General features: G+C 73.4%; 3 protein-coding genes and 1 pseudogene. 2 read left to right on the forward strand and 2 right to left on the reverse strand.

The window, feature by feature from the left end; all coding sequences use genetic code 11:
• Both RIF89_RS14120 and RIF89_RS14125 read right to left on the reverse strand, forming a co-directional pair.
• Window positions 1-559, reverse strand: a 559-nt coding sequence (locus RIF89_RS14120; RefSeq protein WP_309069713.1) for a DUF3027 domain-containing protein, incomplete at its 3' end; no start/stop codon positions are given.
• Window positions 552-935: a cold shock domain-containing protein gene (locus RIF89_RS14125; RefSeq protein WP_309069714.1), complete on the reverse strand. Its 384-nt coding sequence runs from the start codon at window positions 933-935 to the stop codon at window positions 552-554. The genes RIF89_RS14120 and RIF89_RS14125, both read right to left, overlap by 8 nt.
• Before the next feature lie 100 nt (window positions 936-1,035).
• On the opposite strand from RIF89_RS14125, the gene RIF89_RS14130 reads away from it, so the two are divergent.
• Window positions 1,036-1,305 (forward strand): multidrug ABC transporter ATPase, encoded by a 270-nt coding sequence (locus RIF89_RS14130; protein ID WP_309069715.1) that lies wholly within the window; start codon window positions 1,036-1,038, stop codon window positions 1,303-1,305.
• Between the two features lie 31 nt (window positions 1,306-1,336).
• Window positions 1,337-2,292, forward strand: a pseudogene (locus RIF89_RS14135) (hypothetical protein); the annotation flags it as partial.

Here is a 2,292-nt window from a genome sequence, read left to right on the forward strand (position 1 = left end):
ACGTGTCGTCGGGGACAGCGGCGGCCTCCGCGGCGGCGGCCTGCGCGGCCTGATACTCCTTCAGGCGGACGGCCCACGGCACCCACTCGGGGGCGAGCAGCGCATCATCGCCGGGCAGCAGCTCCGCCTCCAGCACGGTCGGCTCGGATCCCTCGACCACGGCGAGCGAGACCGTCCAGAACCAGCCGGGGTAGCCGAGCAGCGTGTTGGCGAAGCGCAGCGAGACGACACCGTCCGGCTCCACCGCGTACCCGGCGGCCTCGCCGACGGTCGAGGCGGGAGTGATCTCATGCAGCGCCGCGAGCGCGAGGTCGTGCGCCTCGAGCAGCCGCCGATCCGGCTCGGGAAGCTCGACGGGCTCGGAGGCGGCCGGCGCACCCTCGTCGGCCGGCTCGGCGTCGGTCGGCTCGGCGTCGGAAGCCTCGGCGCTCTCCGCGCCGGTCTCAGCGACCTCGTCGGCCGAGGGCGATGAGGCGTCGGCGACCGCGGCAGCCGTCTCGGCGCCGACGGTCTCCGCCACCGCTTCGCCCTCCTCGGGCGTCTCGGAGGCGTCAGACATCGAGCTCGTCCGCGACCTTGCGCAGCACGGCTGCGATCTTGCGCGCGTGCGCGTTGGCCGGGTAGTGCCCGCGACGCAGGTCGCCGCCGATGCCGTCGAGCAGCTTCACGAGATCCTCGACGATGATCGCCATGTCATCGGCCGGCTTGCGCTTCGCCTTCACCAGGCTGGGCGGCGCCTCGAGCACGCGCACGGACAGCGCCTGCAGTCCCTTCCGGCCGTCGGCGACGCCGAACTCCAGTCGCGTGCCTTGCTTGGGAGCCGGCGTGCCGGCGGGCAGGGCGCTGGCGTGCAGGAAGACGTCCTGGCCGTCATCCGTGCTGATGAAGCCGAAACCCTTGTCCTCGTCGTAGAACCTGACCTTGCCGGTGGGCATGACACAACCTCTTGAACCCGTGATGAGAAAACGAAAGCGAGACCGATCGATCCCGCGCCTCCAGCCTATCGCCCCGGCGCGAGCCACTACTCTGGAGAGGATGAGCACGAACTCCCCCGCGGACCCGCCGGTCCGGCGCATCGATCGCATCCTCGCGTTCATGGCGCTCGGCATCGCGGTTCTCTCGGTGCTGTGCTTCTTCGCGATCATGATCTCGACCGCCGCCGGCATGCAGCACGACGACTACGCGAACGGCATCTGGCCGATCGTGGCCGTGCTGCCCATGGTCGGCCTGCCGCTCGCGTTCGGTCTGATCCTGGCTCTGCTCATCATGAGCATCATCCGGAGGGGCAAGGCCGGGCGGTCCTGACCGCCGCCGCCCCGTGACCTCTCCGAGCGCCGTGAACAACACAGACTCCCGCGCCCTGGCAGAGCGGCTCGCGCGGGCGGAGGACGCCGAGCTCGCGCAACTGTTCGCGCGACGCCGCGTGCCGGCCAGCGCCAACTGGCACGACTTCTTCGACGCGGCAGAGGCGCTGCTGACCCCCGAGTCGCTCGCGCGAGCGGTCGCGGAGCTCTCGCGCGACGCGCTCGCGGATCTCGCGGAGGGGACGGGCCCCGAGCGGCTCGGACTGACCGATGCCGACGGTGCTGCGTACTCCGCCGTGCGCGCCGCGCTGGGCGACATCGCGCCGAGCCGCACTCCGCAGACCACGCCCGCGGCCGCGACCGAACTGGCCTCGGCGCACGCGGCGGAGCGCGCGTTCACGACGACGTCGGCGCTCGCCGACCTCATCCTGCTGACCCTGCGGACGCCGATCGCGCGCGTCGGCACCGGCGCGGTCGGCGCCACCGACCGGCGGCGCATGGCGCAGGAGGAGATCGTGCGTGACCCCGACGACGTCGACGACCTCGTCGCGCTCGCCGAGACCGGCGGTCTGCTCACCGCGACCGAGCGCAGCTGGCTGGTGAGCCCCGCGGGCTCCGCGTGGGTGCGGGAGTCGAGCGCCGGACGATGGGAGCGCCTCGCGACCGCGCTGCGCGACGCGCTGCCCGCGGGGCTGCGCACCGCGCAGGGCGGCTGGATCGACCCCGCGCTGTGGCCCGACGCGTATCCGCTCGACGCCACGTGGCCGGCGCGCGCGGAGCGCTGGCGCCGGCTCCTCCGGCTCGCGGGACTGGCCACCGAGGGCGCCGCGACCGCGTGGGATGCCGAGCCCGCATGGGCGACGTCGCTGCGCGAGGGCGACGCCGCGGATCCCGCCGCTCTCGTGGCGCTGCTGCCGAACGAGGTCGACAAGGTCTTCCTGCAGAACGACCTCACGGCGATCTCCCCGGGCCCGCTCGCGCCGGCCCT

It is taken from the genome of Microbacterium sp. (genome assembly GCF_031178525.1).
Lineage (GTDB): Bacteria > Actinomycetota > Actinomycetes > Actinomycetales > Microbacteriaceae > Microbacterium.